Source organism: Bacillus sp. FSL E2-8900, from assembly GCF_037966225.1.
Taxonomy (GTDB): domain Bacteria; phylum Bacillota; class Bacilli; order Bacillales; family Bacillaceae_G; genus Bacillus_A; species Bacillus_A cereus.
Genome location: NZ_CP150193.1, coordinates 85,001 through 111,469 on the forward strand (window position 1 = coordinate 85,001; position 26,469 = coordinate 111,469).

A 26,469-nucleotide genomic window follows, 5' to 3' on the forward strand; every position below is an offset into this window, starting at 1 on the left:
GTCAGGACCTAAGCCGAGGCCGACAGGCGTAGGCGATGGACAACAGGTTGATATTCCTGTACCACCTCTTTATCGTTTGAGCAATGGAGGGACGCAGAAGGATAGAAGAAGCGTGCGATTGGTTGTGCACGTCCAAGCAGTTAGGCTGATAAGTAGGCAAATCCGCTTATCGTGAAGGCTGAGCTGTGATGGGGAAGCTCCTTATGGAGCGAAGTCTTTGATTCCCCGCTGCCAAGAAAAGCTTCTAGCGAGATAAAAGGTGCCTGTACCGCAAACCGACACAGGTAGGCGAGGAGAGAATCCTAAGGTGTGCGAGAGAACTCTGGTTAAGGAACTCGGCAAAATGACCCCGTAACTTCGGGAGAAGGGGTGCTTTCTTAACGGAAAGCCGCAGTGAATAGGCCCAAGCGACTGTTTAGCAAAAACACAGCTCTCTGCGAAGCCGTAAGGCGAAGTATAGGGGGTGACACCTGCCCGGTGCTGGAAGGTTAAGGAGAGGGGTTAGCGTAAGCGAAGCTCTGAACTGAAGCCCCAGTAAACGGCGGCCGTAACTATAACGGTCCTAAGGTAGCGAAATTCCTTGTCGGGTAAGTTCCGACCCGCACGAAAGGTGTAACGATTTGGGCACTGTCTCAACCAGAGACTCGGTGAAATTATAGTACCTGTGAAGATGCAGGTTACCCGCGACAGGACGGAAAGACCCCGTGGAGCTTTACTGTAGCCTGATATTGAATTTTGGTACAGTTTGTACAGGATAGGCGGGAGCCATTGAAACCGGAGCGCTAGCTTCGGTGGAGGCGCTGGTGGGATACCGCCCTGACTGTATTGAAATTCTAACCTACGGGTCTTATCGACCCGGGAGACAGTGTCAGGTGGGCAGTTTGACTGGGGCGGTCGCCTCCTAAAGTGTAACGGAGGCGCCCAAAGGTTCCCTCAGAATGGTTGGAAATCATTCGTAGAGTGCAAAGGCATAAGGGAGCTTGACTGCGAGACCTACAAGTCGAGCAGGGACGAAAGTCGGGCTTAGTGATCCGGTGGTTCCGCATGGAAGGGCCATCGCTCAACGGATAAAAGCTACCCCGGGGATAACAGGCTTATCTCCCCCAAGAGTCCACATCGACGGGGAGGTTTGGCACCTCGATGTCGGCTCATCGCATCCTGGGGCTGTAGTCGGTCCCAAGGGTTGGGCTGTTCGCCCATTAAAGCGGTACGCGAGCTGGGTTCAGAACGTCGTGAGACAGTTCGGTCCCTATCCGTCGTGGGCGTAGGAAATTTGAGAGGAGCTGTCCTTAGTACGAGAGGACCGGGATGGACGCACCGCTGGTGTACCAGTTGTTCTGCCAAGGGCATAGCTGGGTAGCTATGTGCGGAAGGGATAAGTGCTGAAAGCATCTAAGCATGAAGCCCCCCTCAAGATGAGATTTCCCATAGCGTAAGCTAGTAAGATCCCTGAAAGATGATCAGGTTGATAGGTTCGAGGTGGAAGCATGGTGACATGTGGAGCTGACGAATACTAATAGATCGAGGACTTAACCATATAATATGTAGCAATGTTATCTAGTTTTGAAGGAATATGCCTTCATAGTTTGGTGATGATGGCAGAGAGGTCACACCCGTTCCCATACCGAACACGGAAGTTAAGCTCTCTAGCGCCGATGGTAGTTGGGACCTTGTCCCTGTGAGAGTAGGACGTCGCCAAGCAACTAAACACGAGTCAAATGACTCGTGTTTTTTCGTGTTTTCTTTTATAATCCATAGTAATTAAAAAAATGTGCTTAAATAATTACTATTTTGATTAAATGCAGGGGAATGTGGCTAGGATAGTGAATAAGCAAAAGAGTTGCAAATTTTATTAATACGTATATAATTAAAGTCAAAGATAGTCAAAGTCAATAAAGGTGGCGGATAAATGAGAAATATATCTGATATCATTGAGCAATATCTAAAGCAAGTTATTGACTTAAGTAATAATAATGTGATTGAAATCAAAAGAAATGAGATTGCGGATCGATTCGAGTGCGTACCATCTCAAATCAATTATGTAATCAATACCCGTTTTACATTAGAAAGAGGATTTATAGTAGAAAGTAAACGTGGTGGAGGAGGTTACATTCGCATTATAAAAGTCAAACTGCATGATGATATAGACATTATTGATCAAATGCTTCATATGATTGATCATAGCGTTGCACAAGGGAATGCAGAGAGTATGATTATACGTTTATTAGAAGAGGGAATTATAACAGGCCGTGAAGCAAAACTAATGTTAAGTGTACTAGATCGTTCTGTATTATCAATGGATATTCCTTCTCGAGATGAACTTAGGGCTCGAATATTATGCGCAATGTTAAGAACACTGAAATATAAATAAATACAGCTTTTGTAAAAGAATGATAATTAAGATAGGGCAGTTAAATATTGTAGAAGTTTTGAAAAAGAGCATGTACTTTTATCTAAATGGATTAAGGAAAGAGGACAATCTAGTAATGTATGAAAAGTATCATGAGGTAGATCGTTCCTATTGTAAAGGTGGGGATATTGATGACTTGTCAAAACTGTAATATAAGACCAGCAACTTTACATTATACAAAAGTAATCAACGAGAAGAAGGCGGAAGTTCATCTTTGTGAGCAATGTGCGGAGCAAAGTGGCTATACGTCTTTCTTTCAATCATCACAGTCTAACTTTTCATTTCATGATGTATTTGCTGGTTTATTACACGGTGAATCAACAATGTTTGGAGAAGGAAAAAACGGGTTTTCAAATACAAATACAGTAAGATGTCCAGATTGTAAGATGACATATGAACATTTTACAAAAGTGGGACGCTTTGGTTGTGCTTCTTGTTACGATACATTTAAAGGACACTTAAACCCATTGTTAAAGCGACTTCATGGTGGACATACAGAACATTGTGGAAAAATTCCGGAACGAATGGAAGGAAATATCCACTTAAAGAAAGAATTAGATGAACTAAAACTTATTCTGAAACAATATGTACAGAATGAGGAGTTTGAGAAAGCTGCTGAGGTAAGAGATGAAATTCGAGGGCTTGAAACTCAGCTTAGTGAGCATAGAGAGGGGGAGTAGTTCTATGTCACTGGACAAAATTATGAATGAAGCGATTAGTCCATGGATGAAGGGGGATGGCCCTGATTCTGATATTGTTTTAAGTAGTCGAATTCGTTTGGCTCGTAATTTTAAGCAATATCAATTTTCTACTATGCAAAACGAAGAGGAAGCTCAACAGGTTCAAGAATTATTTAAAAAGAAATTTATAAATAAATCGGTAGAGCCCTTTGGGAAGTTTGGATTATTAAAAATGAATGAATTAACGCCTCTTCAAAGGAGAGTTTTAGTCGAAAAGCATTTAATTAGTCCAAATCTCGCAGGGACCGAATATGGAGCATGTCTGTTATCAGAAAGCGAACACATTAGTGTGATGCTTAATGAGGAAGACCACATTAGGATTCAGTGCCTATTTCCAGGGCTACAGTTATCAAAGGCGCTTCAAAGCGCTAATCAAATAGATAATTGGATTGAGAAAGAGGTTGAATATGCTTTTGATGAATCACTTGGATATATTACGAGTTGTCCTACTAACGTTGGTACAGGATTAAGAGCTTCTGTAATGATTCATTTACCAGGGCTGGTTTTAACAAAAAGAATTAGCCGTATTATACAAGTAATTCAAAAATTAGGGTTAGTAGTAAGAGGAATATACGGTGAAGGTAGCGAAGCGTTAGGTAATATATTTCAAGTATCAAATCAAATGACGCTAGGGAAATCCGAAGTAGATATTATTGCAGATTTAAAGAGTGTCATGCAGCAAATTATACAACAAGAAAAATTGGCCAGAGAATTAATTGTACAAAATTCGAGTATTGAGCTTGAAGATAAGGTTTATCGTTCTTACGGTATACTAGCAAACAGTCGTTTAATTCAATCTGCAGAAGCGGCAACTTGCTTATCGGATGTACGACTTGGTATTGATCTAGGATATATAAAAGGTATATCGAGAAATATTTTGACTGAGCTAATGGTTCTTACGCAACCAGGTATTTTACAACAATATGCAGGAGGACCTTTAGGACCAGAAGAAAGAGATTATCGAAGAGCAACCTTAATCCGTGAGCGATTACGTATTGAAAAAAACTAAGCGCAAGTAGGAGGCGATTTCTATGATGTTTGGAAGATTTACAGAAAGAGCACAGAAAGTATTAGCTTTATCTCAAGAGGAAGCAATTCGCATTGGGCATAATAATATTGGAACAGAACATATTTTACTTGGGCTTGTACGCGAAGGTGAAGGAATTGCAGCAAAAGCGTTAATTGCTCTTGGATTGAGCCCGGAAAAAGTGCAAAAAGAGGTAGAAGCGTTAATTGGACGTGGAACAGAAGCTTCTCAAACTGTACATTATACACCTCGTGCTAAAAAAGTTATTGAATTGTCTATGGATGAAGCGCGTAAGCTAGGACATTCTTACGTTGGAACAGAACATATTTTACTTGGCTTAATCCGTGAAGGTGAAGGTGTAGCGGCACGTGTTTTAAATAATTTAGGCGTAAGCCTCAACAAAGCAAGACAACAAGTATTACAACTTCTTGGAAGTAACGAAGCAAGTTCAGGTCACCAAGGTGGTTCATCGACAAATGCCAATACACCGACACTAGACAGTTTAGCACGCGACTTAACAGTTGTTGCACGTGAGAATCGTTTGGATCCTGTTATTGGACGTAGTAAAGAAATTCAACGTGTAATTGAAGTGTTAAGCCGTAGAACAAAAAACAATCCAGTGTTAATTGGAGAACCTGGTGTAGGTAAAACAGCAATTGCTGAAGGGTTAGCACAGCAAATCGTAAATAATGAAGTTCCTGAAACGTTAAGAGATAAGCGTGTTATGACACTAGATATGGGAACAGTGGTAGCTGGGACGAAATATCGTGGTGAGTTTGAAGATCGTTTAAAGAAAGTAATGGATGAAATACGTCAAGCAGGGAATATTATTCTATTTATTGATGAACTTCATACATTAATCGGTGCAGGTGGAGCAGAAGGTGCAATCGATGCATCAAATATTTTAAAACCATCTTTAGCACGCGGAGAATTACAATGTATTGGTGCGACAACTTTAGATGAGTATCGTAAATATATTGAAAAGGATGCAGCTTTAGAGAGACGTTTCCAGCCAATTCATGTTGATGAGCCGAGTCTAGAAGAATCAACTCAAATCTTGAAAGGTTTACGCGATCGTTATGAGGCGCATCACCGTGTGTCTATTACAGATGATGCAATTGATGCAGCTGTAAAACTTTCTGATCGTTATATTACGGATCGTTTCTTACCGGATAAAGCAATTGATTTAATTGATGAAGCTGCTTCAAAGGTTCGCTTACGCTCTTATACAACACCACCAAACTTAAAAGAGCTTGAAGTGAAGCTTGAGGAAATTCGAAAAGAAAAAGATGCGGCTGTACAAAGTCAAGAGTTTGAAAAGGCTGCTTCCTTACGTGATATGGAACAACGCTTACGTGAGAAATTGGAAGATACAAAGCGTCAGTGGAAAGAGCAACAAGGAAAAGAAAATTCAGAGGTTACGGTAGAAGATATTGCAAATGTCGTTTCTACATGGACACGTATCCCTGTTTCTAAACTTGCACAAACAGAGACTGATAAATTATTAAACTTAGAATCCATTCTTCATGATCGTGTCATTGGCCAGGATGAAGCGGTAGTGGCTGTAGCGAAAGCTGTTCGTCGTGCAAGAGCAGGATTGAAAGATCCGAAACGTCCAATTGGTTCATTTATTTTCTTAGGGCCAACAGGTGTAGGTAAAACAGAATTAGCAAGAGCATTGGCAGAATCTATGTTCGGTGATGAGGATGCAATGATTCGCATTGATATGTCTGAGTATATGGAGAAACATTCAACTTCTCGCTTAGTTGGTTCTCCTCCAGGATATGTTGGGTATGAAGAAGGCGGACAATTAACAGAGAAGGTTCGTCGTAAGCCGTATTCAGTTGTCCTATTAGATGAAGTAGAGAAGGCGCATCCCGATGTATTTAATATTTTACTACAGGTATTGGAAGATGGTCGTTTAACTGATTCTAAAGGACGTACAGTTGACTTCCGTAATACGATTGTTATTATGACGTCTAACGTTGGTGCTGAGGCGTTAAAACGTAACAAACATCTTGGATTTAACGTACAAGATGAAAGCCGTGATTATTCGGATATGAAAGGTAAAGTAATGGATGAGCTGAAAAAGGCATTTCGTCCAGAATTCTTAAACCGTATTGATGAAATTATCGTATTCCATATGCTTGAGAAAAAACATATTCAAGAAATTGTGACTCTTATGGTAAATCAGTTAGTGAATCGCTTAAAAGAACAAGAAATTGAATTGCAATTAACAGAAGGGGCGATTGCAGCTATTGCTGATAAAGGGTTTGATCGTGAATATGGTGCTCGTCCACTACGTAGAGCAATTCAGAAGCATGTAGAAGATAGACTATCGGAAGAACTTTTAAAAGGTGCTATTGAGAAAGGGCAAAAAGTTATCTTTGATGTAGAAGGGGAAACATTTGTCATTCATAGTGCTGAAAAGGTAAAATAAGTATAGACAAACTAAGAGGGCTACGAGATAGCCCTCTTTCTTGTACGAGAAGGTCAAATGTTTATAGATGAAAGCGAAGTGAAATATAAAAAGATATGGCTAAAAAGAAAACAAAATTCACATGTCAAGAGTGTGGTTATCAATCACCAAAATATATGGGTAAATGTCCAGGGTGTGGTCAATGGAATTCGCTTGTTGAAGAGATGGAACCCGTTGTATCATCCAGACGCCTAAATTATGCAAATGCAATTCAAACAGAAGTAACAAAACCAAGACGTCTTACAGAAGTAGAAACAAAGTCTGAGGCACGTATTGAAACAAAATTTCAGGAGTTTAACCGTGTACTAGGTGGCGGAATTGTAGATGGATCTTTAGTACTTATTGGTGGGGACCCTGGGATTGGAAAATCAACGTTATTATTACAGATTTCCTCGCAATTAGCAGATGCTTCATATGATGTATTGTATATATCAGGTGAGGAGTCAGCAAAGCAGATTAAACTTCGTGCAGATCGTTTACATGTAAATGGTAGTAATCTATTTGTTGTATCAGAGACAGATTTACAGCGTATTGCAGCACATATTGAAGAGATGAATCCTGCTTTTGTTGTTATTGATTCTATTCAAACGATACATTTACCTGAAGTGACATCAGCTCCTGGTAGTGTGGCGCAAGTACGTGAATGTACAGCAGAATTAATGAAACTTGCAAAAACAAAGGGAATCCCAATTTTTATCGTAGGGCATGTGACAAAAGAAGGTGCAATTGCGGGACCGCGTATGCTAGAACATATGGTCGATGCAGTTCTTTACTTTGAAGGAGATCGACACCATACATATCGTATTTTACGAGCTGTAAAGAATCGTTTTGGTTCTACGAATGAAATGGGTATCTTTGAAATGAAAGAACTTGGCCTTGCAGAAGTCTTAAATCCTTCTGAAATTTTTCTTGAGGAAAGACCAGTTGGAGTTGCAGGTTCAACAGTAGTTGCCTCAATGGAAGGAACAAGACCAGTTTTAGTAGAAATACAGGCATTAATTTCCCCTACTAGTTTTGGAAATCCTCGAAGAATGGCGACAGGAATTGATCATAATCGTGTCTCGCTTATTATGGCGGTACTAGAGAAAAGAACAGGTTTACTATTACAAAATCAAGATGCGTATTTAAAAGTAGCTGGTGGTTTGAAATTAGATGAACCGGCAATTGATTTAGCTGTTGCCTTAAGTATAGCTTCAAGTTTTAGAGATAAATCTACGGCACCAACTGATGCGGTAATAGGAGAAGTTGGATTAACTGGAGAAATAAGAAGAGTATCAAGAATCGAACAACGTGTACAAGAAGCAGCTAAATTAGGATTTCAACGTGCTATCATTCCTAGAAAAAATTTAGGGGGGTGGACAATTCCAGAGGGGATTGAGGTTGTAGGTGTTTCTAATTTAGGAGAAGCGCTTCGTTTGACATTAGGAGGCTAGGCTATGGAAGAAAATAAGCAACGTGTCAAAAGTATAATTAATATTTTACAGCTCGTGGCCCCGGGAACACCACTGCGCGAAGGGATAGATAATGTACTTCGCGCACAAACAGGGGGACTAATTGTTCTTGGGTATAATGAGCAGATTAAAAGCATTGTTGATGGTGGTTTTCATATTAATTGCGCATTCTCTCCTGCTAGTTTATATGAATTAGCAAAAATGGATGGAGCACTTATTTTAAATGAAACTGGAAGTAAAATTTTAATTGCAAACGCACAGTTAGTTCCGGATTCATCTATTGATTCTATTGAAACAGGTATGCGTCACCGAACAGCAGAGCGTGTAGCAAAGCAGACGGGCAGCCTTGTTGTGGCCATTTCACAAAGACGTAATGTAATTACGCTATATCAAGGGAACTTACGTTATACATTAAAAGATATAGGTGTCATTTTAACGAAGGCAAATCAAGCAATTCAAACGCTAGAAAAATATAAGGCTGTATGGAATGACGGCATTACGAATTTGGGTATTCTAGAATTTGAAGAGGTCGTTACAATGTCCGAGGTGGTTCACGTTTTACATAGTGTTGAAATGGTGCTGCGTATTAAAAATGAAATATTGAGCTATATTCATGAGTTAGGAACAGAAGGTAGGTTAATTCGTTTACAGCTTACAGAATTACTAGCTGATTTAGAGGCAGAGGCAGCATTGTTAATTAAAGATTATCACCAGGAGAAAACACAAGACCATCATCAAATATTGAAAAAGTTACAAGATCTTGCAAATACACAACTTTTAGAGGATAGTGATTTAGTTAAATTGCTTGGCTATCCAGGACAAACAAGTTTAGAAGAAAGTGTGACACCTAGAGGGTACCGAATCACAAGCAAGATTTCTCGTGTTCCGCCACTTATTATCGAGAATTTAATTAATCGATTTAAAACATTGCAAGGTGTTTGCCGAGCAACTATTAATGAATTGGATGATGTGGAAGGAATTGGAGAAGTGAGAGCGAAGAAAATACGAGAAGGTCTAAAAAGAATTCAAGAGCATCTCTATATGAGTAGACACAATTAAGAATATTACATTGATTCTATAATATAACGACACTAGAACATTTTTGGTATATGATATGATATATTGGTAAATAAAACTATTTACAAAAAAACACGTCCGCTTTTGCATTCGGCGTTTTGATTAGCGAAACAATGGTTAATAATGAGTAGGAGGTGGTTGGATGTTAAAACGGATTGTACAGCTCTTCTTTTTAGTGATCGGGGGAGCGTTAGGGATTTACTTAATCCCAAAAATTATTAATGTATTAGATATCGGTGCGGTTCCTTTGTTGGAAGGATCGTATGTTCGTGCAATTATTGGTGCAATTATTTTATTTTTAACAACATTTTGGCTTGTAGATTATATTGTTCAACTTATTAAGCATATTGAAGAGGCTCTTGTAAAGGCGCCTGTAGCAGATGTTTTATTTGGTACATTAGGATTAATCTCTGGTCTTATTGTTGCATATTTAATTTTGATACCAATTCGTGAATTTACAATTCCAGTTATTAGTACGGTGTTGCAAGTGTTCTTCACCCTTTTACTTGGATATTTAGGATTCCAAGTAGGATTTAAAAAGAGGAATGAATTGCTAGGATTATTTACATTACCCCAACGCGGAGGTAAGAAGAAAAACAATAGTGAGAATGAAGAGGTAGAGGTCGAAGCAGAAAAATCTACGACTCATTGGAAAATTCTCGATACGAGTGTAATTATTGACGGACGTATTGCAGATATTTGCCAAACAAAGTTTTTAGAAGGAACAATTGTCATTCCGCAATTCGTATTAGAAGAGCTTCAGCATATTGCCGATTCTTCAGATGCTTTAAAGCGTAATCGTGGCCGCAGAGGGCTAGACATTTTAAATCGTATTCAAAAGGAGATGCCAATTCCGGTAGAAATTTATGAAGGCGATTTCGATGATATCCAAGAAGTAGATAGCAAGCTTGTAAAGTTGGCAAAAATCACTGGTGGAACTGTAGTAACAAACGATTTCAATTTAAACAAAGTTTCTGAATTACAAGGGGTTACGGTGTTAAACATTAATGATTTAGCTAATGCGATTAAACCAGTCGTACTCCCTGGTGAAGAATTAAGTGTTTATGTTGTGAAAGATGGTAAAGAACAAAATCAAGGTGTTGCATACTTAGATGATGGTACGATGATTGTAGTAGAAGATGGTAGAGAGTATGTGGGTTCACAACTTGACGTACTTGTTACTAGCGTATTACAAACATCGGCTGGTCGTATGATTTTCGCAAAACGTAAATTGCTAGAAAAAGCATTATAAGTAGAGGATTATTAATATGTATACATTAATTATTCCGGCAGCGGGCCAAGGAAAACGAATGGGTGCTGGTAAAAATAAGTTATTTTTACTTATAGATGAAGTACCAATTATTGTGCACACATTGCGTGCTTTTGAAAAAGATAAAGCGTGCAAAAGTATTATTATGGCAATTAACGAAGAAGAACGCCCGTATTTTGAAGAGTTAATGCAGAAGTACCAGATTGAAAAGCACGTACAATTCATTCAGGGTGGAGCCGAAAGACAAGATAGCGTCTATAACGCACTTCAGTATGCGAGTGGTGTCGAATATGTTCTTGTGCATGACGGGGCGCGCCCGTTCGTAACGAATAAAGTGATTCGCGATGTATTAACTGCAGCAGAAAAATATGGAGCTTCCATTTGTGCAGTGCCAGTAAAAGATACTGTTAAGAAAGTAGAGAAGGGTGTTGTTGTAGAAACGGTAGAGCGATCTCAACTTAACGCTGTACAAACACCACAAGGATTCTCTGTTTCTCTTTTGCTAGAAGCTCATAGAAGCGCAAAGCAAAGTTGTTTTCTTGGCACAGATGATGCAAGTCTCGTAGAACGTGTGGGGAAGCAAGTAGGTGTAGTAGAGGGGAGTTACTATAATATTAAAGTGACGACTCCGGAAGATCTATTAATTGCTGAAAGTTTCCTACGTGTTCAGAAGAAATAACATTGATGACGTGTTAATAAAGAAAAGCTCGGCAACAGCCGGGCTTTTCTTTATAAGGATAGCGATATAATATAGAGTCATAAAGCTCAGTAGTTTAGCTTAAGGAGGAAGTAAGGATGTTTCGAATTGGACAAGGTTTTGATGTACATGAATTTGCGGAAGGGCGCCCGTTGATTATCGGTGGAATTACAATTCCACACGAGAAAGGATTAATCGGTCATTCAGATGCAGATGTATTGTTACATACGATTGCTGATGCATGTTTAGGTGCGATTGCAGCAGGAGATATCGGAAAGCATTTTCCTGATACAGACCCAGCTTTTAAAGATGCAGATTCAGCTGTATTGTTACAAAAAGTTTGGGAATTTGTGCGTGAACAAGGTTACGAGTTAGGAAATTTAGATTGTACAATTATTGCTCAAAAACCAAAAATGGCACCACATATTGAGAGTATGCGTAAGCGCATTAGTGAACTGTTAGAAACGTCTATCGATAACATTAATGTAAAGGCAACAACAACAGAAAAATTAGGATTTACAGGTAGAGAAGAAGGGATTGCTTCTCAAGCGGTTGTTTTATTACAGAAAAAATAATGGTTTTTAATTCGTAAGATGGATAATCACATTTTTTTGGTGTACAATTATAGAATGTGTTGACATTAAGAATGGAAGGTGTACCAATTATGGAAAAGCAAGTGAGAGTGCGCTACGCGCCAAGTCCAACAGGACACTTACATATCGGAAATGCGCGTACGGCATTATTTAATTATTTATTTGCTCGTCATTTAGATGGCAAATTTATTATTCGTATTGAAGATACTGATGTAAAACGTAACGTGGCTGGTGGAGAAGAAAGCCAATTAAAATACTTGAAATGGCTCGGTATGGACTGGGATGAAGGTGTTGATGTTGGTGGTGAATTTGGACCATATCGCCAAACAGAGCGTTTAGATATTTATAAAAAATTATATGAAGATTTATTAGAGCGTGGTCTAGCTTATAAATGTTATATGACAGAAGAAGAGCTAGAAGCAGAGCGTGAAGGACAAATCGCTCGTGGTGAAACACCTCGTTACGCAGGTAACCACCGTGAATTAACTGAAGAACAAGTGAAAGAATTTGAAGCTGAGGGACGTATTCCAAGTATTCGTTTCCGTGTACCAGCTGATCGTGACTACACATTCAAAGATATTGTAAAAGATGAAGTTGCGTTCCATTCAAATGATTTCGGTGATTTTGTTATTGTGAAAAAGGATGGAATTCCAACTTATAACTTTGCAGTAGCAGTAGATGATCATCTAATGGAAATTACACATGTACTTCGTGGTGATGATCATATTTCAAATACACCGAAACAAATGATGATTTATGAAGCTTTCGGCTGGGATATTCCACAATTCGGTCATATGACTCTAATTGTTAATGAAAGTCGTAAAAAGTTAAGTAAGCGTGATGAATCTATTATTCAATTTATTGAACAATATAAAGAGCTTGGGTATCTTCCAGAAGCAATCTTTAACTTTATTGCACTACTAGGTTGGTCTCCGGTAGGAGAAGAAGAAATCTTCTCTAAAGATGAGTTTATCAAAATGTTCGATGCAGCTCGTTTATCAAAATCACCTGCATTATTTGATTCTCAAAAACTAAAATGGATGAACAACCAGTATATGAAAAAGCAAGATTTAGATACGGTTGTAGAGTTAAGCTTACCGCATTTAGTGAAAGCTGGACGTGTGGGAGAAACTTTAAGCGAACAAGACCAAGCTTGGATTCGTGATGTAATTGCTTTATACCATGAACAAATGAGTTTTGGAGCTGAAATTGTAGAGCTTTCTGAAATGTTCTTTAAAGATCATGTTGATTATGAAGAAGAAGGACAAGAAGTATTAAATGGTGAACAAGTACCTGAAGTACTTCGTGCATTTGCTGGTCAAATAGAAGCTCTAGAAGCAATGGAGCCAGCAGCAATTAAGGCAGCGATTAAAGCAGTTCAAAAGGAAACAGGACATAAAGGTAAAAATTTATTTATGCCAATCCGTGTTGCAACTACAGGACAAACGCATGGTCCAGAGCTTCCGAATGCTATTGCACTTCTTGGAAAAGAAAAAGTTTTAAATCGTCTTCAAAAAGTAATTGGTTAACATTTTCTAGGTTTAGAAATATAATAAGTATACCTAAAACCTAATAAGGAAAAGCGACGAGAAGGAGAAGTAGAAAATCAGGCTTTTTACAGAGAGAACCACCTTTAGGCTGGGAGTGGTTTATAAGCGGATTTTTGAAATGCCCCTTCGAGTCTTCTGCTGAACAGCGAATTGCTTCGTGGGATGTCTTAGGCCGCAAAGTAAGCAGAAGCGGTGTACACCGTTATCATGGATGAGTTTGAGGCTTTTTTAAGCCTAAACAGAGTGGAACCGCGCTTAAAAGGCGTCTCTGTCAATATGACAGAGACGCCTTTTTTTTATACCGTGTAAATAGGTATGAATATAGAATTTATCTCCTTATATAAAGAATTAGGGGAGAAGTGATGAGTTAGGGGAGTTAGTTCGCTCGACAAAAAAGCAGCCCATAAAGGGGAGGGAACACCGATGTTTAAGAGGCTTCGGGAAGATATTGAAGTCGTTTTTGAACAGGATCCAGCGGCAAGAGGTTATTTCGAAGTCATTTTAACTTACTCTGGATTACATGCAGTTTGGGCCCATCGAATTGCACATGCTTTTTATAAAAGAAATTTTTTCTTTCTTGCACGTTTTGTTTCACAAGTGAGCCGCTTTTTTACTGGCATTGAGATCCATCCAGGAGCAACTATTGGTCGACGTTTTTTTATAGATCATGGAATGGGAGTTGTAATCGGAGAAACTTGTGAAATTGGTGATAATGTAACGATTTATCAAGGGGTTACATTAGGTGGTACAGGAAAAGAAAAAGGAAAGAGGCATCCAACAATTCAGGATAATGTATTAATTGCGACGGGTGCTAAAGTTCTTGGTTCTATTACTGTGGGAGAGAATTCTAAAATCGGAGCAGGGTCTGTCGTATTAAAAGAAGTTCCTGCACATTCTACAGTTGTAGGTATACCTGGCCGTGTCGTTATTCAAAATGGAGTAAAGATTGGTCAAGAATTAAATCACTCTGACCTTCCGGATCCGATTTTTGATAAATTAAAGGCTATGGAAGTAGAACTTGATAAATTGAAGAAACAATTGGAATTAAAGGTAGAAAGGAAGGATAAAAATGACTATTCACATTTATAATACGTTAACACGTCAAAAAGAAGAGTTTGTTCCATTAGAAGAAAATAAGGTAAAGATGTATGTATGCGGACCTACAGTTTATAACTACATTCATATTGGGAATGCAAGGCCTCCTATGGTATTCGATACAGTGCGTCGTTATTTAGAATACAAAGGATACGATGTGCAATATGTATCTAACTTTACGGATGTAGATGATAAATTAATTAAAGCGGCAAATGAATTAGGTGAAGATGTACCGACAATTGCTGATCGCTTTGTTGAAGCGTACTTTGAAGATGTAACAGCACTAGGTTGCAAACACGCAACAGTTCATCCTCGTGTAACAGAAAATATGGATATCATTATTGAATTTATTCAAGAACTTGTGAATAAAGGGTATGCATATGAATCAGAGGGTGATGTGTACTTTAAGACGAAGGAATTCGAAGGTTACGGTAAATTATCACATCAACCAATCGCAGATTTACGTCACGGTGCTCGTATTGAGGTAGGGGAAAAGAAACAAGACCCTCTTGATTTTGCTTTATGGAAAGCTGCGAAAGAAGGAGAAATCTTCTGGGAAAGCCCTTGGGGGCAAGGACGTCCAGGATGGCATATTGAATGCTCAGCAATGGCGCGTAAGTACTTAGGGGATACAATTGACATTCATGCTGGTGGTCAAGACTTGGCATTCCCACATCATGAAAATGAAATTGCGCAGTCAGAAGCATTGACTGGAAAAACGTTTGCACGTTACTGGATGCATAATGGATATATTAATATTAACAATGAGAAGATGTCTAAATCGCTGGGTAACTTTATTTTAGTTCACGATATTATTAAGCAATACGACCCGCAGTTAATTAGATTCTTTATGTTATCAGTACACTATCGTCACCCGATTAACTTTAGTGAAGAGTTATTACAAAGTACGAATAATGGACTGGAAAGAATTAAAACAGCTTATGGAAACTTAAAGCATCGTATGGAGAGTAGTACGGATTTAACGGACCATAATGAGAAATGGTTAGCTGAAATAGAGAAATTCCAGACTGCATTTGAAGAGGCAATGAATGATGACTTTAACACTGCAAATGCAATTACCGAATTATACAACGTAGCAAATCATGCAAATCAATATTTACTTGAAGAGCATACATCTAAAGTTGTGATTGAAGCATACGTAAAACAACTGGAAACGTTATTTGATATTTTAGGATTAGAATTATCAAAAGAAGAATTACTGGATGAAGAAATTGAAGAGCTTATCCAAAAGCGCATTGAAGCTCGTAAAAATCGTGATTTTGCATTGTCTGATCAAATTCGTGACGATTTAAAAGAACGTAATATTATTTTAGAAGATACCGCTCAAGGTACAAGATGGAAAAGAGGATAAGGATGATCGATGCAAAGCAATTAAACAGCTTGGCGTTAGCGTATATGGGTGATGCGGTATATGAACAATATATCCGCTATCACCTCCTTCAAAAAGGAAAAGTTCGACCTAATCAATTACACCGCTTAGGGACGAGCTTTGTTTCAGCAAAAGCACAGGCGAAAGTTGTTTATCATTTATTAGAGACGGCATTTTTGACAGAGGAAGAAGAGGCGGTATTAAGAAGAGGGCGTAATGCAAATTCAGGTACAGTTCCGAAAAATACGGATGTACAAACATATCGACATAGTACAGCCTTTGAAGCGCTAATTGGTTACCATCATTTATTAAATAATCGTGAAAGATTAGACGAAATTGTATATAAGGCAATAGCAGTTTTAGAAGAAAAGGAAGGGGGCACATCATCATGACTAGTGAATATATTATCGGACGTAACCCTGTAATTGAAGCGTTAAGATCAGGGAGAGATATTAATAAAATTTGGATCGCAGAAGGTGCTGCCAAAGGACAAGTACAAATTGTACTAGCATTAGCGAAAGAAAATAAGATTATTTTACAACATGCACCAAAGAAAAAGTTAGATCAATTAGTTGAGGGTAATCATCAAGGTGTAATTGCTCAAGTAGCTGCATATCAGTATGCAGAGTTAGAAGATTTATTCAAAGTGGCAGAAAAACGTAATGAAGATCCGTTCTTCTTGATTTTAGATGAGATTGAAGATCCGCATAACCTAGGTTCTATTATGCGTACTGCTGATGCAACAGGAGCTCATGGAATTATTATTCCGAAGAGAAGAGCTGTGGGACTTACCGCATCAGTTGCGAAAGCATCAACAGGAGCGATTGAATACATTCCTGTTGCGCGCGTAACAAACTTATCTCGTACAATTGATGAATTAAAAGAGCGTGGACTTTGGATTGCTGGTACAGATGCCAAAGGAAAAACGGATTACCGTAATTTAGATGGTACAATGCCGATTGGATTAGTAATTGGTAGTGAAGGAAAAGGTATGAGTCGTATTATTGGTGAAAAGTGTGATTTCTTAATCACTCTACCGATGGTTGGTAAAGTTACATCCTTAAATGCTTCAGTAGCCGCAAGTTTGTTAATGTATGAGGTATATCGTAAACGTCACGAAATTGGTAAATAAAAAATGAACGATATTTTAATCGTTGACGGCTACAACATTATCGGAGCTTGGGGAGATTTGAAGAAACTGCGGGATGTAGATTTACAATCATCAAGAGATGCGCTTATTGATAAGATGGCGGATTATCAAGGTTATACAGGCACAAAAGTGATGATAGTCTTTGATGCCTATACAGTCCATGGTATTGAAAAAAAGATGAAACAATCTCGTGTAGAAGTAATATTCACACGAAAGAATCAAACTGCAGACGAAAAGATAGAGCAACTTGCGATAGAGCTTAGAAATATAAATACACAAATATATGTTGCGACTTCTGATTATACAGAACAATGGGTTATATTTGCGCAAGGTGCCCTTCGAAAATCTGCGCGTGAATTAGAGTTGGAAGTACAAGCAATGGAACAACAAGTAAGAAGGCGTACAAAAGACGCGAAAGAACAGCAGCCCGCCATGCGAAAGATATTTAGTAAGGATATTACAGAAAAATTAGAAAAATTAAGAAGAGGAGAGCGTTGAAGCATTGACGCTCTTTATCTTTTTACTGTATAATATTGCTAAATAAATAGCGGTCGGAGGGATCAAGGTGGAAGCAGGCTTCGTAAGTATAGGCGACGTTACATTTCGTGATTTAGAGGATGAGGCAATCGTTGAGTTAGTTCGAAAAGGTAATACTGACGCTCTAGAATATTTAATTCACAAGTATAAGAACTTTGTTCGTGCGAAATCAAGATCTTACTTTTTAGTGGGTGCCGATCGAGAAGACATTGTTCAAGAAGGTATGATAGGGTTGTTTAAAGCAATTCGTGATTATAAAGAGGACAAGCTGTCTTCATTCAAAGCATTTGCTGAACTATGTATCACTCGACAAATTATTACCGCTATTAAAACGGCAACAAGACAAAAACATATTCCTTTAAATTCGTATGTGTCTTTAGATAAGCCGATTTACGATGAGGAATCTGATCGAACGTTATTGGATGTTATTTCTGAAGCGAAGGTGACTGATCCTGAAGAGATGATCATTAGCCAGGAAGAATATACAGACATAGAATCAAAAATATCTGAATTATTAAGCGATTTAGAAAGAAAAGTGCTTTCTTTATATTTAGATGGTCGTTCTTATCAAGAGATTTCAGAACAGTTAAACAGGCATGTGAAATCTATTGATAACGCTTTACAAAGAGTAAAGAGGAAATTGGAACGATATATGGAAATGAGAGAAAGTACAACTTTAAATTCATAAGAAGTAACAAGTGCTGCAGGTGTAAAATAAATCACCTGTTTTCTTTTGTAGAGAGTACAAAATGCATGTCATTGACATTGTCTTTTATTGTATGATACATTTTTAGGGACATAATGTTACAAGGTTGGTGTAACTAATGAGGAAAAAAGTTGTACTCTCATGTGAAGAGTGTAAAAATCGAAACTACTCTACTATGAAAGATACGAGCTCAATAGAGCGACTTGAAATAAAAAAGTTTTGTAAAACATGCAATCAGCATACAGTTCACAAGGAAACAAAATAAATAATTGAAATAATACACTGGAGGTCCCGCAGATGCGTTTAACGAACTTTTTCGGCGATGTAGGTCGCGAAATGAAAAAAGTAAGTTGGCCTAAAAAAGATGAATTACTCCGCTCAACAGCGACTGTTGTTGCTACAGTTGTGTTCTTTGCGATTTTCTTCGCAGTAGTTGATATGGGCATTTCTTCTTTAATTCGGTTAATTCTTGGTTAATTCTTGAATAAGAAGCACTTATCCATGATATAATGTTATTTATAAGAACTGTGTAAAAGCCCGGTGAACGGGTTTTTTCATTTGCGCAAAAAAATGTACGTCAGGGAGGGAAGGACGCTCGTCCTAAATGAATGGAAAAAAGTTGGTATGTTGTCCATACTTATTCTGGATATGAAAATAAAGTAAAAGCAAACCTAGAGAAACGTGTAGAATCAATGGGTATGCAAGATAAAATTTTCCGTGTTGTTGTCCCGGAAGAAGTAGAAGTAGAAATGAAAAACGGAAAAGAAAAATTAATGAAAAGAAAAGTGTTCCCAGGTTATGTATTAGTAGAATTAATCATGACTGATGACTCTTGGTATGTTGTACGTAACACGCCGGGTGTAACTGGGTTCGTTGGTTCTTCTGGTTCTGGATCTAAACCATCACCTCTATTAGAAGAGGAAGTTGTTACCATTATGAAACATATGGGAATGGACAACGAAGTGGTTGATTTCGACTTTGAACTTCATGAGACAGTACGTGTAAATGAGGGGCCATTCGCAGATTATACAGGTGCTATTGAAGAAATTGATGTGGAGAAGAAAAAGGTTAGCGTGCTTGTGGACATGTTTGGTCGCGAGACTCCAGTTGAACTTGACTTCCATCAAATTGAAAAATTATAAAATGAAACTTGAAATGAATTGTAAAAAGTGATAATATCTTTTAAGTCAGTACGTCTTCGTTATCGGAGACGTTTTTTGAAAGATTTTATCCTTACAGATAAAATATGACGTGGGAGGGCAAATCACTGTCCAATTGACCACATCACGGACTTAAGGAGGTGTGTCTCGTGGCTAAAAAGGTAATTAAAATGGTAAAGCTTCAAATTCCTGCAGGTAAAGCTAACCCAGCTCCACCAGTTGGTCCAGCATTAGGACAAGCAGGTGTTAACATCATGGGCTTCTGTAAAGAGTTTAACGCTCGTACAGCAGATCAAGCTGGTCTTATCATCCCTGTTGAAATTACGGTATTTGAGGACCGTTCATTCACTTTCATTACTAAAACTCCTCCTGCTGCTGTTCTTCTTAAGAAAGTAGCTGGTATTGAGTCTGGTTCTGGTGAACCAAACCGTAATAAAGTGGCAACTGTTAAGCGTGATAAAGTACGCGAAATCGCTGAAACTAAAATGCCTGACCTAAACGCTGCTAGCGTAGAAGCTGCAATGCGTATGGTTGAAGGTACTGCACGCAGTATGGGCATCGTTATCGAAGACTAATTCGATTTGTTTTTAAAAAAGGTTGCGGGTCTGGAATTCCAATTCGCAACCTTTATTATCGTAAATGATTATCGTTTTTAAATAAATGGATGGCGCTCATCCTCAGGTTATACCTGAAAACAGGCGTAAACGTGGGAGGTTATTCCGCTAAAACCACATTCGAGGAGGAAATAAAAATGGCTAAAAGAGGTAAAAAGTACGTAGAAGCTGCAAAGCTTGTTGATCGTGCAGCTGCTTACTCTGCAACAGAAGCAGTAGAATTAGTAAAGAAAACAAACACAGCTAAATTTGATGCAACTGTAGAAGCTGCATTCCGTTTAGGTGTTGACCCTAAGAAAGCTGACCAACAAATCCGTGGTGCAGTTGTTCTTCCACACGGTACTGGTAAAGTACAACGTGTATTAGTATTTGCTAAAGGTGAAAAAGCTAAAGAAGCTGAAGCTGCTGGAGCTGACTTCGTAGGCGATACTGATTACATCGGTAAAATCCAACAAGGTTGGTTCGATTTCGATGTAGTAGTAGCAACTCCTGACATGATGGGTGAAGTTGGTAAACTTGGTCGCGTATTAGGACCTAAAGGTTTAATGCCAAACCCTAAAACTGGAACAGTTACTTTCGATGTAACTAAAGCTGTTAACGAAATCAAAGCTGGTAAAGTTGAATACCGCGTTGATAAAGCTGGTAACATCCACGTTCCAATCGGTAAAGTATCTTTCGAAGATGCTAAATTAGTAGAAAACTTCAAAACAATTGCTGACACTTTACAAAAAGTTAAGCCAGCTGCTGCAAAAGGTACTTACATGAAGAACGTAACAGTTGCTTCTACAATGGGACCTGGCGTACGTGTAGACGTTTCTACATTAGCGTAAATTTTGGAAGTTGACTTCATAAAGAAGTTTTAATATAATCATTTATGTTGTGAATTTAATTAGTGTACCGTAGACAGTAGGTGTCAATAGACTTAATTTCCTACCTAGGTGTTAATATACGAAGCGGAATCTTTTTTCTGTGACTATATGCCTCCATGTCTACAAGTTGGGCATGGAGGTTTTTAGTGCACTTTCGGTACATCTTCTATATAATCTACAGGAGGTGTAATAACATGAGCAAAGTAATCGAAACTAAACAACAAGTTGTAACTGAAATCGCGGACAAACTTCGCGCTAGTAAATCTACAATCGTTGTTGACTACCGTGGTTTAACAGTTTCTGAAGCAACAGAATTACGTAAGCAATTACGTGAAGCTGGCGTTGAGTTCAAAGTTTACAAAAACTCTCTAACTCGTCGTGCTGCAGAATCTGCTGAAATGGCTGAGTTAAATGAATTCTTAACAGGACCAAACGCAATCGCGTTCAGTAACGAGGATGTAGTTGCTCCTGCGAAAGTATTAAACGACTTCGCTAAAGATCATGAAGCTTTAGAAATTAAAGCGGGCGTAATCGAAGGTAAACTTGTAACACTTGATGAGGTTAAAGCAATTGCTACTCTTCCATCACGTGAAGGCTTACTTTCTATGCTTCTTAGCGTTCTTCAAGCTCCAATCCGTAACCTTGCACTTGCTACTAAAGCAGTTGCAGACCAAAAGGAAGAGCAAGGCGCTTAATTTTTTAAAAGATAATTACGTATTATCGATAAAACAATACAAACCTATTTAAGGGAGGATATTTACAATGACTAAAGAACAAATCATTGAAGCAGTTAAATCTATGACTGTATTAGAACTTAACGACTTAGTAAAAGCTATCGAGGAAGAATTCGGCGTAACTGCTGCTGCTCCTGTAGCTGTTGCTGGTGGCGCTGGAGAAGCTGCTGCTGAGAAAACTGAATTTGATGTGGAACTAACTAGCGCTGGTGCACAAAAAATCAAAGTTATCAAAGTTGTTCGTGAAATCACTGGTCTTGGCTTAAAAGAAGCTAAAGAATTAGTTGACAACACTCCAAAAGTAATCAAAGAAGCTGCTGCTAAAGAAGAAGCTGAAGAAATCAAAGCTAAACTTGAAGAAGTTGGCGCTGCTGTAGAAGTTAAGTAATTAACTTTTGATGCTTTAAAAAAAGCTCGCTCTCATGCGAGCTTTTTTTTTAACTGTAAAGAAAAGAGGTGGCCATATGGCAGACCATTATTTTTCTAACGACCCTTCTAGTAAAAGTGATCGTAAGCGATGGGAGTTTGCCCTTCGTGGATCTCGATTTACTTTCTTATCTGATCATGGGGTGTTCTCGAAAAACGAAGTGGACTTTGGTTCCCGTCTTTTAATTGAAGCGTTTCAAATGCCAGATATTAAAGGTAATATATTAGACGTAGGTTGCGGATACGGTCCTATTGGTTTGTCGTTAGCGAAAGAGTTTCAAGGTCGTGAAGTTCACATGGTGGATGTGAACGAGAGGGCACTTGGGCTTGCGAAAGAAAACGCCGCTAATAACAAAATCGAGAATATACGTATTTTTCAAAGTAGCGTCTATGAAAATGTAGATGGTAAGTATGCTGCTATTCTATCTAACCCTCCGATTCGTGCGGGTAAAGATATCGTACATGAGATTTTAGAAAAAGCTGTGGAGTATTTAGTTCCAGATGGAGAGCTTTGGATTGTTATTCAAAAGAAACAAGGTGCACCGTCTGCGCTAAAAAAACTAGAAGAAGCATTTTCTGAAGTTGAGGTTGTAGAAAAGAAAAAAGGATATTATATCATAAAATCAAAAAAACGTTGACGGTTATTTTTGGCTATGTTAACATTATACAATGCCAATATATGATTTTCTGCGTTGAGAAAGATGTATATTTTTGTTTCTCTTGGAAAAGATAGTAAAATCAGCAGATTATGAAACAGAATGATGGTTTTCTTATAGAAGCCATTTTTCTTTTTTGAGCAGGTAGAAAGACTCAACGTATTTATCTTTAAGAGAAAGAGACTACGCTAATAGCAGTAGTTGTATTTATTTGTGATTTTGCACAAATTTTTTTGTGCATTTATAATACTCATGATTTGAGGGGTGAAGCAGTTGACAGGTCAACTAGTTCAATACGGACGCCACCGCCAACGAAGAAGTTATGCCCGTATTAGTGAAGTATTAGAGTTACCAAATCTTATCGAAATTCAAACCTCTTCTTATCAGTGGTTTCTTGATGAGGGTTTGCGAGAAATGTTCCAAGACATTTCTCCGATTGAAGACTTTACGGGAAATCTATCGCTTGAATTTATCGACTACAGCTTAGGTGAACCTAAATACTCTGTAGACGAATGCAAAGAGCGTGATGTGACGTATGCAGCACCACTTCGTGTAAAAGTGCGTCTAATCAACAAGGAAACTGGTGAAGTAAAAGAACAAGATGTGTTCATGGGAGATTTCCCACTCATGACAGAGACTGGAACATTCGTAATTAACGGTGCAGAACGTGTTATCGTTTCCCAGTTAGTTCGCTCTCCAAGCGTATACTATAGTGGCAAAGTGGATAAAAACGGAAAACGTGGTTTTACTGCTACTGTAATTCCAAACCGCGGAGCTTGGTTAGAGTATGAGACAGATGCTAAGGATGTTGTATATGTGCGTATTGACCGTACGCGTAAACTTCCTGTAACTGTTTTGTTACGCGCATTAGGGTTTGGCTCTGATCAAGAAATCACCGAGCTTTTAGGTGATAACGAATACTTAAGCAACACATTAGAAAAAGACAACACAGATAGCACAGAAAAAGCATTGCTTGAAATTTATGAGCGTCTACGTCCTGGTGAACCACCAACAGTAGAAAATGCTAAGAGCTTACTTGTGTCTCGTTTCTTTGATCCAAAGCGCTACGATTTAGCAAATGTAGGTCGCTATAAGATCAACAAGAAGTTACACATTAAAAACAGATTGTTTAATCAACGTTTAGCTGAAACATTAGTGGATCCAGAAACTGGTGAAATTTTAGCGGCAGAAGGAACAATCTTAGATCGTCGTACACTTGATCGCATTTTACCTTACTTAGAGAAAAACATTGGATTCAAAACAGCGAAACCAATGGGTGGAGTGGTAGAAGGCGATGTTGAGCTGCAATCTATTAAGATTTATGCTCCTGAGTCGGAAGGCGAACGCGTAATTAATGTAATTGGTAATGCAAACATTACTCGTGATGTGAAACACATCACACCAGGTGATATCCTTGCTTCTATCAGTTACTTCTTCAACCTACTATACAAAGTAGGGGATACAGATGATATTGACCATTTAGGAAACCGTCGTCTGCGTTCTGTTGGAGAACTGTTACAAAATCAATTCCGTATCGGTCTTTCTCGTATGGAACGTGTTGTTCGTGAGAGAATGTCGATCCAAGATACAAATGCAATTACACCACAGGCACTAATTAATATTCGTCCTGTTATTGCATCTATTAAAGAGTTCTTCGGAAGTTCTCAGTTATCTCAGTTTATGGACCAAACAAACCCATTAGCAGAGTTAACTCACAAACGAAGACTATCTGCATTAGGACCTGGTGGTTTAACGCGTGAGCGCGCAGGCTTTGAAGTGCGTGACGTTCATTACTCTCACTACGGTCGTATGTGTCCGATTGAAACACCAGAGGGACCAAACATCGGTTTGATTAACTCATTATCTTCGTTCGCGAAAGTAAATGAGTTTGGTTTCATTGAAACACCATACCGTCGTGTTGACCCAGAAACTGGTCTTGTAACAGGGCATGTTGATTACTTAACAGCAGATGAAGAAGATAACTATGTTGTAGCCCAAGCGAATATGAAATTATCTGACGAAGGTGAATTCCTAAGTGAAGATATCGTAGCTCGTTTCCGTGGTGAAAACATTGTCACAAATAGAGAACGCATCGACTACATGGATGTATCTCCAAAACAAGTAGTGTCGGCAGCGACAGCTTGTATTCCGTTCTTAGAAAACGATGACTCTAACCGCGCACTTATGGGAGCGAACATGCAACGTCAGGCGGTTCCGTTAATGAATCCGGAATCTCCGATTGTAGGTACAGGTATGGAGTACGTATCAGCAAAAGACTCAGGTGCTGCAGTAATCTGTAAACATCCTGGTGTTGTTGAGCGCGTAGAAGCACGTGAAGTTTGGGTACGTCGCTATGTAGAAGTTGACGGTCAAACAGTAAAAGGCGACTTAGATCGCTACAAAATGCAAAAATTCATTCGTTCTAACCAAGGAACTTGTTACAACCAACGTCCAATCGTAAGTGTTGGAAATGAAGTTGTAAAAGGTGAAATCCTTGCGGATGGTCCTTCTATGGAATTAGGTGAACTAGCACTTGGACGTAACGTGCTTGTTGGCTTCATGACTTGGGATGGTTATAACTACGAGGATGCGATCATCATGAGTGAGCGCCTTGTAAAAGATGATGTGTACACTTCTATTCATATTGAAGAATATGAATCAGAAGCTCGTGATACGAAGCTTGGACCAGAAGAAATTACACGTGACATTCCAAACGTTGGGGAAGACGCATTACGTAACCTTGACGAGCGCGGTATCATTCGCGTTGGTGCTGAAGTAAAAGATGGAGATTTACTTGTTGGTAAAGTAACACCTAAAGGTGTAACAGAATTAACAGCTGAAGAACGTCTATTACATGCTATCTTTGGAGAAAAAGCGCGTGAAGTACGTGATACATCACTACGTGTACCACACGGTGGTGGCGGTATTATCTTAGACGTAAAAGTATTCAACCGTGAAGATGGCGATGAATTGCCACCAGGCGTGAATCAACTTGTACGTGCATATATCGTTCAAAAACGTAAAATTTCTGAAGGTGACAAGATGGCCGGACGTCACGGTAACAAAGGTGTTATTTCTCGTATTTTACCAGAAGAAGATATGCCTTACCTACCAGACGGTACGCCAATCGATATCATGTTAAACCCATTAGGGGTACCATCTCGTATGAATATCGGTCAGGTATTAGAGCTTCATCTTGGTATGGCAGCAAGATACCTTGGCATTCACATTGCAACACCAGTATTCGATGGTGCTCGTGAGGAAGATGTTTGGGGCACAATTGAAGAAGCTGGTATGGCAAATGACGCGAAAACAATCCTGTATGACGGACGTACTGGTGAACCATTCGATAACCGCGTATCTGTTGGTGTCATGTATATGATCAAACTTGCGCACATGGTTGACGATAAACTTCATGCTCGTTCTACTGGACCATACTCACTTGTAACGCAGCAACCTCTTGGAGGTAAAGCTCAGTTCGGTGGACAGCGTTTCGGTGAGATGGAGGTTTGGGCACTTGAAGCTTACGGTGCTGCTTATACTCTTCAAGAAATCTTAACAGTGAAGTCTGATGATGTTGTTGGACGTGTTAAGACTTATGAAGCAATTGTTAAAGGCGAAAATGTTCCAGAACCAGGCGTTCCTGAATCATTCAAAGTATTGATTAAAGAGCTGCAAAGTTTAGGTATGGACGTTAAAATGATGTCTAGCGACGATACAGAAATTGAAATGCGTGATACAGAAGATGACGATGATCATCAATCAGCAGATAAATTGAATGTCGAAGTTGAGACAACTAAGGAATAATTGGGATAACCTGTAGACTAAAAGGGAGGTA

25 protein-coding genes, 2 rRNA genes and 2 other annotated features (1 of these 29 running past the window's edge) are annotated in these 26,469 nt (G+C 38.8%); all 27 genes read left to right on the forward strand.

All coding sequences use genetic code 11. From position 1 onward, the window contains the following. Positions 1-1,537, forward strand: a 23S ribosomal RNA gene (locus tag NST90_RS00440); it begins 1,386 nt to the left of the window's first position. Between the two features lie 48 nt (positions 1,538-1,585). After that, positions 1,586-1,701, forward strand: a 5S ribosomal RNA gene (gene rrf, locus NST90_RS00445). 208 nt (positions 1,702-1,909) lie between these two features. After that, positions 1,910-2,371 (forward strand): transcriptional regulator CtsR, encoded by a 462-nt coding sequence (ctsR, locus tag NST90_RS00450; protein ID WP_001244558.1) that lies wholly within the window; start codon positions 1,910-1,912, stop codon positions 2,369-2,371. Positions 2,372-2,541: 170 nt separating this feature from the next. Further along, positions 2,542-3,090 (forward strand): UvrB/UvrC motif-containing protein, encoded by a 549-nt coding sequence (locus tag NST90_RS00455; protein WP_000128399.1) that lies wholly within the window; start codon positions 2,542-2,544, stop codon positions 3,088-3,090. Between the two features lie 4 nt (positions 3,091-3,094). After that, positions 3,095-4,159 carry a protein arginine kinase gene (locus NST90_RS00460; RefSeq protein ID WP_000050843.1) on the forward strand — a complete coding sequence of 355 codons (1,065 nt, stop codon included), beginning with the start codon at positions 3,095-3,097 and terminating at the stop codon, positions 4,157-4,159. A gap of 22 nt (positions 4,160-4,181) precedes the next feature. Then, the gene (gene clpC, locus NST90_RS00465) at positions 4,182-6,617 is read left to right on the forward strand and encodes an ATP-dependent protease ATP-binding subunit ClpC (protein ID WP_000971184.1); all 2,436 of its coding nucleotides are present in this window, start codon (positions 4,182-4,184) and stop codon (positions 6,615-6,617) included. A gap of 95 nt (positions 6,618-6,712) precedes the next feature. Continuing rightward, on the forward strand, positions 6,713-8,089 hold the full coding sequence (radA, locus tag NST90_RS00470; RefSeq protein ID WP_001085202.1) for a DNA repair protein RadA: 1,377 nt from the start codon (positions 6,713-6,715) through the stop codon (positions 8,087-8,089). A 3-nt stretch (positions 8,090-8,092) separates the two neighbouring features. Then, positions 8,093-9,166 (forward strand): DNA integrity scanning diadenylate cyclase DisA, encoded by a 1,074-nt coding sequence (gene disA / locus NST90_RS00475; RefSeq protein ID WP_000392158.1) that lies wholly within the window; start codon positions 8,093-8,095, stop codon positions 9,164-9,166. 160 nt (positions 9,167-9,326) lie between these two features. Next, complete coding sequence (locus NST90_RS00480) at positions 9,327-10,436, forward strand: PIN/TRAM domain-containing protein (RefSeq protein WP_000919677.1); 1,110 nt, start codon at positions 9,327-9,329, stop codon at positions 10,434-10,436. Between the two features lie 16 nt (positions 10,437-10,452). Next, complete coding sequence (ispD, locus tag NST90_RS00485) at positions 10,453-11,133, forward strand: 2-C-methyl-D-erythritol 4-phosphate cytidylyltransferase (RefSeq protein ID WP_000288283.1); 681 nt, start codon at positions 10,453-10,455, stop codon at positions 11,131-11,133. A 116-nt stretch (positions 11,134-11,249) separates the two neighbouring features. Further along, positions 11,250-11,726, forward strand: coding sequence for a 2-C-methyl-D-erythritol 2,4-cyclodiphosphate synthase (gene ispF / locus NST90_RS00490; protein WP_000488386.1), 477 nt, complete (start codon positions 11,250-11,252; stop codon positions 11,724-11,726). An 89-nt stretch (positions 11,727-11,815) separates the two neighbouring features. Continuing rightward, positions 11,816-13,273, forward strand: a complete 1,458-nt coding sequence (gene gltX, locus NST90_RS00495) for a glutamate--tRNA ligase (RefSeq protein WP_000415143.1) — start codon at positions 11,816-11,818, stop codon at positions 13,271-13,273. Positions 13,274-13,320: 47 nt separating this feature from the next. Beyond that, positions 13,321-13,567: a binding site (T-box leader), on the forward strand. Between the two features lie 150 nt (positions 13,568-13,717). Beyond that, on the forward strand, positions 13,718-14,383 hold the full coding sequence (gene cysE / locus NST90_RS00500) for a serine O-acetyltransferase (RefSeq protein WP_000476497.1): 666 nt from the start codon (positions 13,718-13,720) through the stop codon (positions 14,381-14,383). Beyond that, a complete protein-coding gene (cysS, locus tag NST90_RS00505; RefSeq protein WP_000152276.1) occupies positions 14,364-15,761 on the forward strand; it encodes a cysteine--tRNA ligase in 1,398 nt (465 codons plus the stop codon). The genes cysE and cysS overlap by 20 nt, the downstream gene beginning before the upstream one ends. 2 nt (positions 15,762-15,763) lie before the next feature. Next, on the forward strand, positions 15,764-16,171 hold the full coding sequence (locus tag NST90_RS00510; protein WP_000564261.1) for a Mini-ribonuclease 3: 408 nt from the start codon (positions 15,764-15,766) through the stop codon (positions 16,169-16,171). Continuing rightward, complete coding sequence (gene rlmB / locus NST90_RS00515; protein ID WP_000200237.1) at positions 16,168-16,911, forward strand: 23S rRNA (guanosine(2251)-2'-O)-methyltransferase RlmB; 744 nt, start codon at positions 16,168-16,170, stop codon at positions 16,909-16,911. Before NST90_RS00510 ends, rlmB begins: the two co-directional genes overlap by 4 nt. Before the next feature lie 3 nt (positions 16,912-16,914). After that, a complete protein-coding gene (locus NST90_RS00520; protein WP_000997880.1) occupies positions 16,915-17,427 on the forward strand; it encodes an NYN domain-containing protein in 513 nt (170 codons plus the stop codon). 67 nt (positions 17,428-17,494) lie between these two features. Then, entirely contained in the window at positions 17,495-18,154 is a 660-nt protein-coding gene (locus NST90_RS00525; protein WP_000387193.1) for an RNA polymerase sporulation sigma factor SigH, read from the forward strand. A gap of 136 nt (positions 18,155-18,290) precedes the next feature. Continuing rightward, positions 18,291-18,437 (forward strand): 50S ribosomal protein L33, encoded by a 147-nt coding sequence (gene rpmG / locus NST90_RS00530; protein ID WP_014481927.1) that lies wholly within the window; start codon positions 18,291-18,293, stop codon positions 18,435-18,437. A 32-nt stretch (positions 18,438-18,469) separates the two neighbouring features. Continuing rightward, complete coding sequence (gene secE / locus NST90_RS00535; RefSeq protein WP_001241323.1) at positions 18,470-18,649, forward strand: preprotein translocase subunit SecE; 180 nt, start codon at positions 18,470-18,472, stop codon at positions 18,647-18,649. Between the two features lie 131 nt (positions 18,650-18,780). Further along, positions 18,781-19,314, forward strand: coding sequence for a transcription termination/antitermination protein NusG (gene nusG / locus NST90_RS00540; protein ID WP_000415794.1), 534 nt, complete (start codon positions 18,781-18,783; stop codon positions 19,312-19,314). Between the two features lie 167 nt (positions 19,315-19,481). Continuing rightward, complete coding sequence (gene rplK / locus NST90_RS00545) at positions 19,482-19,907, forward strand: 50S ribosomal protein L11 (RefSeq protein WP_001085872.1); 426 nt, start codon at positions 19,482-19,484, stop codon at positions 19,905-19,907. Positions 19,908-20,083: 176 nt separating this feature from the next. Then, on the forward strand, positions 20,084-20,776 hold the full coding sequence (rplA, locus tag NST90_RS00550) for a 50S ribosomal protein L1 (protein ID WP_001987630.1): 693 nt from the start codon (positions 20,084-20,086) through the stop codon (positions 20,774-20,776). 49 nt (positions 20,777-20,825) lie between these two features. Continuing rightward, positions 20,826-20,970, forward strand: a sequence feature (ribosomal protein L10 leader region). 39 nt (positions 20,971-21,009) lie between these two features. Continuing rightward, the gene (gene rplJ, locus NST90_RS00555) at positions 21,010-21,510 is read left to right on the forward strand and encodes a 50S ribosomal protein L10 (protein WP_000048716.1); all 501 of its coding nucleotides are present in this window, start codon (positions 21,010-21,012) and stop codon (positions 21,508-21,510) included. A gap of 67 nt (positions 21,511-21,577) precedes the next feature. Then, positions 21,578-21,937 (forward strand): 50S ribosomal protein L7/L12, encoded by a 360-nt coding sequence (gene rplL / locus NST90_RS00560; protein ID WP_000159736.1) that lies wholly within the window; start codon positions 21,578-21,580, stop codon positions 21,935-21,937. A 76-nt stretch (positions 21,938-22,013) separates the two neighbouring features. Further along, positions 22,014-22,613 carry a class I SAM-dependent methyltransferase gene (locus tag NST90_RS00565; RefSeq protein WP_000763264.1) on the forward strand — a complete coding sequence of 200 codons (600 nt, stop codon included), beginning with the start codon at positions 22,014-22,016 and terminating at the stop codon, positions 22,611-22,613. Positions 22,614-22,904: 291 nt separating this feature from the next. Then, positions 22,905-26,438 (forward strand): DNA-directed RNA polymerase subunit beta, encoded by a 3,534-nt coding sequence (gene rpoB, locus NST90_RS00570; protein WP_000147553.1) that lies wholly within the window; start codon positions 22,905-22,907, stop codon positions 26,436-26,438. Positions 26,439-26,469: the final 31 nt, after the last annotated feature.

Coding starts and splice junctions, on each gene's coding strand:
- ctsR (WP_001244558.1), top strand. CDS start 1,910: ATGAGAAATATATCTGATATCATTGAGCAATATCTAAAGCAAGTTATT.
- NST90_RS00455 (WP_000128399.1), top strand. CDS start 2,542: ATGACTTGTCAAAACTGTAATATAAGACCAGCAACTTTACATTATACA.
- NST90_RS00460 (WP_000050843.1), top strand. CDS start 3,095: ATGTCACTGGACAAAATTATGAATGAAGCGATTAGTCCATGGATGAAG.
- clpC (WP_000971184.1), top strand. CDS start 4,182: ATGATGTTTGGAAGATTTACAGAAAGAGCACAGAAAGTATTAGCTTTA.
- radA (WP_001085202.1), top strand. CDS start 6,713: ATGGCTAAAAAGAAAACAAAATTCACATGTCAAGAGTGTGGTTATCAA.
- disA (WP_000392158.1), top strand. CDS start 8,093: ATGGAAGAAAATAAGCAACGTGTCAAAAGTATAATTAATATTTTACAG.
- NST90_RS00480 (WP_000919677.1), top strand. CDS start 9,327: ATGTTAAAACGGATTGTACAGCTCTTCTTTTTAGTGATCGGGGGAGCG.
- ispD (WP_000288283.1), top strand. CDS start 10,453: ATGTATACATTAATTATTCCGGCAGCGGGCCAAGGAAAACGAATGGGT.
- ispF (WP_000488386.1), top strand. CDS start 11,250: ATGTTTCGAATTGGACAAGGTTTTGATGTACATGAATTTGCGGAAGGG.
- gltX (WP_000415143.1), top strand. CDS start 11,816: ATGGAAAAGCAAGTGAGAGTGCGCTACGCGCCAAGTCCAACAGGACAC.
- cysE (WP_000476497.1), top strand. CDS start 13,718: ATGTTTAAGAGGCTTCGGGAAGATATTGAAGTCGTTTTTGAACAGGAT.
- cysS (WP_000152276.1), top strand. CDS start 14,364: ATGACTATTCACATTTATAATACGTTAACACGTCAAAAAGAAGAGTTT.
- NST90_RS00510 (WP_000564261.1), top strand. CDS start 15,764: ATGATCGATGCAAAGCAATTAAACAGCTTGGCGTTAGCGTATATGGGT.
- rlmB (WP_000200237.1), top strand. CDS start 16,168: ATGACTAGTGAATATATTATCGGACGTAACCCTGTAATTGAAGCGTTA.
- NST90_RS00520 (WP_000997880.1), top strand. CDS start 16,915: ATGAACGATATTTTAATCGTTGACGGCTACAACATTATCGGAGCTTGG.
- rpmG (WP_014481927.1), top strand. CDS start 18,291: ATGAGGAAAAAAGTTGTACTCTCATGTGAAGAGTGTAAAAATCGAAAC.
- secE (WP_001241323.1), top strand. CDS start 18,470: ATGCGTTTAACGAACTTTTTCGGCGATGTAGGTCGCGAAATGAAAAAA.
- nusG (WP_000415794.1), top strand. CDS start 18,781: ATGGAAAAAAGTTGGTATGTTGTCCATACTTATTCTGGATATGAAAAT.
- rplA (WP_001987630.1), top strand. CDS start 20,084: ATGGCTAAAAGAGGTAAAAAGTACGTAGAAGCTGCAAAGCTTGTTGAT.
- rplJ (WP_000048716.1), top strand. CDS start 21,010: ATGAGCAAAGTAATCGAAACTAAACAACAAGTTGTAACTGAAATCGCG.
- rplL (WP_000159736.1), top strand. CDS start 21,578: ATGACTAAAGAACAAATCATTGAAGCAGTTAAATCTATGACTGTATTA.
- NST90_RS00565 (WP_000763264.1), top strand. CDS start 22,014: ATGGCAGACCATTATTTTTCTAACGACCCTTCTAGTAAAAGTGATCGT.